General features: G+C 64.6%; 7 protein-coding genes. 1 reads left to right on the top strand and 6 read right to left on the bottom strand.

All coding sequences use genetic code 11. The annotated features are described in order from the left end of the window. The 6 genes from GEV06_27940 to GEV06_27915 form a co-directional block, all read right to left on the bottom strand. The coding region (locus tag GEV06_27940) for a protein kinase (protein MPZ21690.1) at positions 1 to 326 on the bottom strand (326 nt) is incomplete at its 3' end. A gap of 194 nt (positions 327 to 520) precedes the next feature. Continuing rightward, entirely contained in the window at positions 521 to 1,141 is a 621-nt protein-coding gene (locus GEV06_27935) for a sigma-70 family RNA polymerase sigma factor (GenBank protein ID MPZ21689.1), read from the bottom strand. Positions 1,142 to 1,287: 146 nt separating this feature from the next. Next, positions 1,288 to 2,445, bottom strand: a complete 1,158-nt coding sequence (locus GEV06_27930; protein ID MPZ21688.1) for a hypothetical protein — start codon at positions 2,443 to 2,445, stop codon at positions 1,288 to 1,290. A 45-nt stretch (positions 2,446 to 2,490) separates the two neighbouring features. Further along, a complete protein-coding gene (locus tag GEV06_27925) occupies positions 2,491 to 3,300 on the bottom strand; it encodes a hypothetical protein (protein MPZ21687.1) in 810 nt (269 codons plus the stop codon). 38 nt (positions 3,301 to 3,338) lie between these two features. Next, a complete protein-coding gene (locus tag GEV06_27920) occupies positions 3,339 to 3,974 on the bottom strand; it encodes a sigma-70 family RNA polymerase sigma factor (protein ID MPZ21686.1) in 636 nt (211 codons plus the stop codon). A gap of 89 nt (positions 3,975 to 4,063) precedes the next feature. Beyond that, on the bottom strand, positions 4,064 to 5,104 hold the full coding sequence (locus GEV06_27915; GenBank protein ID MPZ21685.1) for a glycosyltransferase: 1,041 nt from the start codon (positions 5,102 to 5,104) through the stop codon (positions 4,064 to 4,066). Positions 5,105 to 5,220: 116 nt separating this feature from the next. Here GEV06_27915 and GEV06_27910 point away from each other — a divergent pair. Continuing rightward, a partial coding sequence (locus GEV06_27910; protein MPZ21684.1) for a DedA family protein occupies positions 5,221 to 5,760 on the top strand: 540 nt, incomplete at its 3' end.

Genomic DNA, 5,760 nt, shown 5'->3' with positions numbered 1-5,760 from the left:
TAGGCATCGATCGGTTCGCCGTCGACGTACTCCATCGCGAACCAGGGCGTGCCGTCGGCCACCACACCCCCATCCAGCAAGTGGGCGATTGCTGGATGCCCCAGGCCCGCCAGAATGTGACGTTCGACGAGAAACCGGTCGTGGGCTTCGGTGCCGGTGAGCGCCGTGGTGAGGAGCTTGAGCGCGACGTGTTGCTCGAACTGACCGTCCGCTCGCTCCGCCTCGTAGACCACCCCCATGCCACCGCGGCCTAGTAGTCGCAGCAGACGGTACGCACCGATACGCCTCCCCCTCGGATCCGGAGGCGTGGCGAGGGCAGGCAGCATCCCCTGCGCGAACCGATCTAGATAGTCAGATGCCTCCCCCTCGGCGGCAAGCAGCGAGAGCACCTCCCGGCGCAGCTCCGGATCCGGACATCGTTCTGTGAGGTAGTCGTGCTGGCTGGCCGGCGGTACGCCCTCCAGCTCATCCAAGAGCTTCTGGATCCGTTCACCCTGCTCGCGCTCCCGATCCGCAGGCATCAGGATCCCCGGTCTCCCTGAGATGCGTCGTGCCCTCCGGCCGGCCGTGGCCCGAGCTGGCGATAGAGCCAGGCCTGGGCGCGGCGCCAGTCGCGCTTCACCGTCGTCGACGAGACCCCAAGCGCCGCAGCCGTATCCTCGACCTCCAGGCCGGCGAAAAATCGGCATTCGACGACCTGAGCCTGACGTGGGTTCTGGCGAGCAAGGAGGGTGAGCGCCTCGGAGAGCGCGAGCATATCCTCGATGTGTGACTCATCGATCAACGGTGTCCCGTCTACCGGAACGAACGTCCTATCACCTCCGCGTTTCGCCGCGTGACGGCGCTCCGCGTAGTCGATGAGGATGTGTCGCATGGCCCGCGCGGCGACGCGCAAGAAGTGCTCGCGGCTCTGCCATTGGGGAGACGCTTGCTGGGAAAGCTTGAGGTAGGCCTCGTGCACCAGCGCCGTCGTGGACAATGTTTCCTCGCCAGACCAGCGTCGACGCTGGACGTGAGCCACGTCGCGGAGCACCGTGTACGCCGCTGCGAAGAGCTCACCCAATGCAGCACCTTCACCCGCACCCAAGGCGCGGAGATAGCTCGTGACGTGCTCCTCGGTTACGTCCATGGTGGGCTCCATCTCAGCTTGGAGGAGCCCTATTATTAATCACTGGAGCTTACATACCAACAACACTCGCGCGACAGCATTGTGGCGATTGCCGCCGGCTGGCTTAGCGGCCGTGCTGGCGTACTGGACGCATTCGGGAACCGATCTGACGCAACTCGCTACTTGTTGACGATCTCCACCAGATAGTCCGTCGCTTCCTTCGACTTCATCCCGGCCAGCCGCTCGACGATGCGCTTCTTGAGGTTGGCGTCCTTTTCTTTGCGGGCCAAGCTCACGAGCGCCTTCGCGCGCTGCTTGGCCGCGAGCTGCGAGATGACTGCCTCCTTCACGCGGGCGTCGGACGTCGAGCCGTAAGCGTCGGTGAGCAAGTCCTGACTCTCTTGCCCGAGGGCAGCCAAGTAACGCACGGCAACGACCTGTAGATCTGGGTTCGCCCCTCCCTTGATCACCTTGACCATCACGTCCCGCGCCTTTGGTGACGGGTTCTGGGCGAGGACGAACATGGCCCGCTCCTTGACGCGCGGCGGGTTCACGCCAAAGACAATTCGCTCGAGCGCCGGCATCGCCTCGGGACGCCCCGCGCGCACGAGGCCCTGGAGCGCCAGAATCTTCAGCTCCTCGTCTTCGATCGTTTCCGGGCGCACCGGCTGGTCGCTCAACTGCCGAATCTCGATCTCCAGGGCCCGCGCGTCGTTGCGCCACCCGCTGTCCGGCCAGGTCTTTGACAGCTTGGAGAGCGTGTTGAGCGCATCTCTTGCCTGTCCGAGTTTGTAGTGTGTGTAGGCCATCCAATAGGCGATCGCGTCGGGACGGCCCGCTGACGATTTCGGCCGATCGCGACCATCTTCTTCTCTGCGCTTCTGCTGCAGCTCGCTGAGCTTCGTCAGGCTAGACAACGCCTCGGCATAGAGCCCCCGGTCGAGCGCGTTGATGGCGCGGCCGTACTCGAAATCGCCGCGCCCGTGAAAGAACATTTGGTACGGAAAATCTTGCGCGGCGGCCTCGACTTGCGCGCGAGCTGCCTCGGTCTGGGCCCTGACCGCCTCGGCCTGCGCCTCGACCTGGACTCTGAGGGCTTCCGCTTGCGCGTGGCTCCGATCTCTCTCCGCCGCCGCTTGCGCCTCCGCTTGCGCCTCCGCTTGCGCCTCGGCCTCCGCACGTGCCTGGCCGGCGGAAAGCATGACAAGGGCGATGTCGAACGACTCGTCGAGCTCTCGTGGCATCAGCGGCGTCGAGCGTGCTGGCTGCGCGAGCACAGTCCCCACGCCGAGCGCGACGGTGCCGACGGTAATGACGATTAAACGTGCCGTGGACATAACAAAGCTCCGAAGAGGTGCCCTGCAAAGATGACAGGCATTGTTTCAGGGCATCTCGAATGCCGCGCGCTCGCGGGCTCGCACCGTGTCGCCTGCGACGCGCAATTTGAACAGCATCTCGCGAGCGTCCGCTCTCGTCGCTCGGAGGCTCGCCGGTTGCGCCTGCGGCTCTCCCGGCGCGTGCGCAACGTGAAGCAACACCCGCTCCAAATCATCGAGCACGTTGGCCATGGCCGCTTCACCATCGCTCGCGGCCGCCTGCCGGTACAGCCGGTTCGTCGCGAGCAGATCCTGCGCCCAGTCCTGCGCGCTGGAAGCGTCGAACGCCTCATCTTGATTCGCCAGCTCGAGCAGCATGATCTGCGAGCGATCGAAGTGATCGCCAAGCGAGCCGAGCAGGACGCGCTCACGCGCCTGATCCATCAGGACCGATTCTGTGAGCGGCGATGGCTCTTCGGGCCGAGGTGATGACTGCACGAGCACGAAGACCAACATGGCTAGCGCCGCGCCGTAGCCTGCAAGCACGACGACACGGGGCCGCAACAGATCGCGGAGTGCGCCGAGCCAACCGGCGTGCGGCTGGCGCTCGCCGTCGAACGGCGCGCCCGCGACCTTCGGTGACGACGAACGCTGTAACGCTCGGAGCTGCGGCTCGAGCTGCGCCCACACGCGCTCCCCGTACAGCGCATCACGCGACGGTGGTTCCCAGGACGTCCCCGCGGCAAGCACCACCCGTAGCGCCTCGTATGCTCGACGACACGACGCGCACCCTTCCAGGTGCCGCGCGCAGCCCTCCGTTTCTGGCGCCTCGCCATAGTGAAAGAGAATGAGCTGTTCGTCGTTCAAATGGTGCATGGCTTCCGTCCGCTGAGGCGAGACGAGTGCTCAGCTCCTCACACGTCTGCCCGCTTGGCGAACACGGGTCGGTTCCCGCTCGACCCTGCGCTTCCTCGAGGAGCCGCGGCCGGGCGCACGAACGGCTCGAGCGCCGCGCGCATCTTTCGCACCGCACGAAAGATGCTGTGCTTGGTCGCGCTCGCCTTCAGCCCGAGCTCTGCGCTGATCACCTCGATTGATTCCCCTTCGAAATGGCGTAGCACGAATGCGGCCCGCTCCATGGCGGTCAACTCCGCCATCGCGACCTGGATACGTTCACGCACCTCACCGCCAAGAGCCGCCCGATCTGGCAGCGGCGCCAAACAAGGGCACGCTTCCGATGCCGCACCTCCCATTTCTGTCTCACCATTCGCCGGCTCACGGTTGGATCGGGAGCGCAGGAGGTCAACTGCGCAGTTCGCAGCGATGCGCGTCAGCCAGGTACTGAAGCGCGCCCGTTCCTCGAACCGCCCGAGCTGGCGATAGGCCTTGATGAACGTCTCCTGGACGACATCCTCGGCATCGTGCTCGTTGCCGGTCACACGAAACGCGACCGCGAACACACCCCGGCTGTGGCGCTTGACCAATTCGCCAAACGCGTCCGAATCACCGGCGCGAGCCCGCGCCAGGAGTGCGGCCTCGGTCGCCTCCATCTGTCAAATTAGACGACAACCGCAGCGGGGCGGTTAGGAAAAGGAACCGGGTACCTTTTCGGGCGCGAAATGGTACCCGGTTCCTTTTTCTAGCGGGTCAGGACGTCGACGACGTGGGCCCAGGTGTGGCGGGCAGCAACGGGCAAGGCGGCACGACCGAGCCGCTCCGCAAGGCCGCGATCTCCCGCAAGGCGATCCAAGCATTCCGCCATCCGATCCGGTGTCGGGTCGACGACGAGGCCGGTTGTGCCGTGGACGACCAGCTCGGCCGGCCCACCGCTATCGGGCGCGGTGACCACGGCTTTGCCGGATCGAAACGCCTCCAGCGTGACGAAGCCGTAGTCTTCGTTCCACGGAGCAAAAAAGACTGCCCGGCACCGCGCATAATGCTCGACCAGCTCATCGTCTGAGATGTGCCCCAGGAGCTCGACGCGACCTTCGAGGCCATACCGCGCAATCAGCTCCTCGAGGCGCGGACGATCCTCACCCTCTCCGGCGATCTTCACGCCGATCGACGTGTTGCGCATCTTGGCCGTGGCATCGACCAGCAAATCGAGGCGCTTGAGCGGGTGTAACCGCGACACAGCGAAGATGTAATCGCCGAACTCGTCGGTGCGGTATCGTCGCTCTGGCGCTGGCGGGTACAGCACCTCGCTCGAGATGCCGCCGAAGCGCACGAGTCGCTGCTGGATGGTCCGCGACTGTGCGAGCAGCCGCGTGACATTCCGAGTGAGCAGCGCGCCATCGATGAAGTGGGTGGCGCCTCGTCTCACGCGCTCCTTGACCCGCGCCCGGCGGCCAATGCCGGAAGCGAAGCGCTCCCAGAGATCGTAGTATTCGCGCATCCGATGATTCAGCCAGCAGACGTGTCGCGGGTGCCGCACCGCGTAGGAGGGAAAGCGAAACGAGATGACCTGATCCACGGGTTGGCCATGGGCCGTTTGACCGACATCGGTCAGCCAGGTGGCCAGATAAGCCGAGAGCTGACGTCCGAACCGATTCTGCGGCGTGATGAGAAGCTCGGCGGCAAAGCCGGCTCGCCGCAACGCCGCGCACGTCTCGTCGGCGATGACCGTATGCCCGCCGTGCACGAACAAGGCGCCGGAGGTAACGACCAGGATTCGTCTCACGACACGGCATTATCCTCTGAAAGGGATTAGGGGTCAGGCGTCAGGCGCCTTTCCTGTTCTACGCGATAGCAGGTATCCTGTGACAAGGATGAGTGTGCTCGATTTCGTTGTCTCTCATGCCTGAGCTCTGGCAGCAGATTTTGGAGTGGCTTCGGACCCTTCACAGCGATGAAGGCATCAGGGCGCTCATCGAGTGGGGTGGTCTATCCGTCCTTGTCGGGATCGTCTTTGCCGAGACCGGCCTGCTGGTTGGCTTCTTCCTGCCAGGCGACTCACTGTTGGTGACCGCCGGGGTCGTGTGCGCAAAACCGTTTCCAGGCCTCCCACATCTCGATATCTGGACCACCTACCTGCTGCTGCTCTGCGCCGCCGTGGTCGGCGATCAAGTCGGCTTCCTGCTCGGACGCAAGACGGGGCAGGCGATCTTCCAGCGTGAGGACAGCCGCTTCTTCAAGCGGAGGTACGTCGAGGAGGCGCACGAGTTCTATCTACGCAAGGGCGGACGCTCGATTGTGATTGCCCGCTTCGTGCCCATCCTGCGAACGTTCGTGCCCTTCATGGCGGGCGTCGCCAACATGCCGTACCGTAGCTTTGTGTTCTACAACGTCGCTGGTGGCATCCTGTGGATCACGACGCTCCTGTGGCTGGGCTACTTC

The sequence above is a fragment of the Luteitalea sp. genome, assembly GCA_009377605.1.
In the GTDB taxonomy this organism is placed as follows: domain Bacteria; phylum Acidobacteriota; class Vicinamibacteria; order Vicinamibacterales; family Vicinamibacteraceae; genus WHTT01.
The sequence above is the reverse complement of the archived record's forward strand: the minus strand, read 5'-3'. Positions and strand labels throughout refer to the sequence as shown.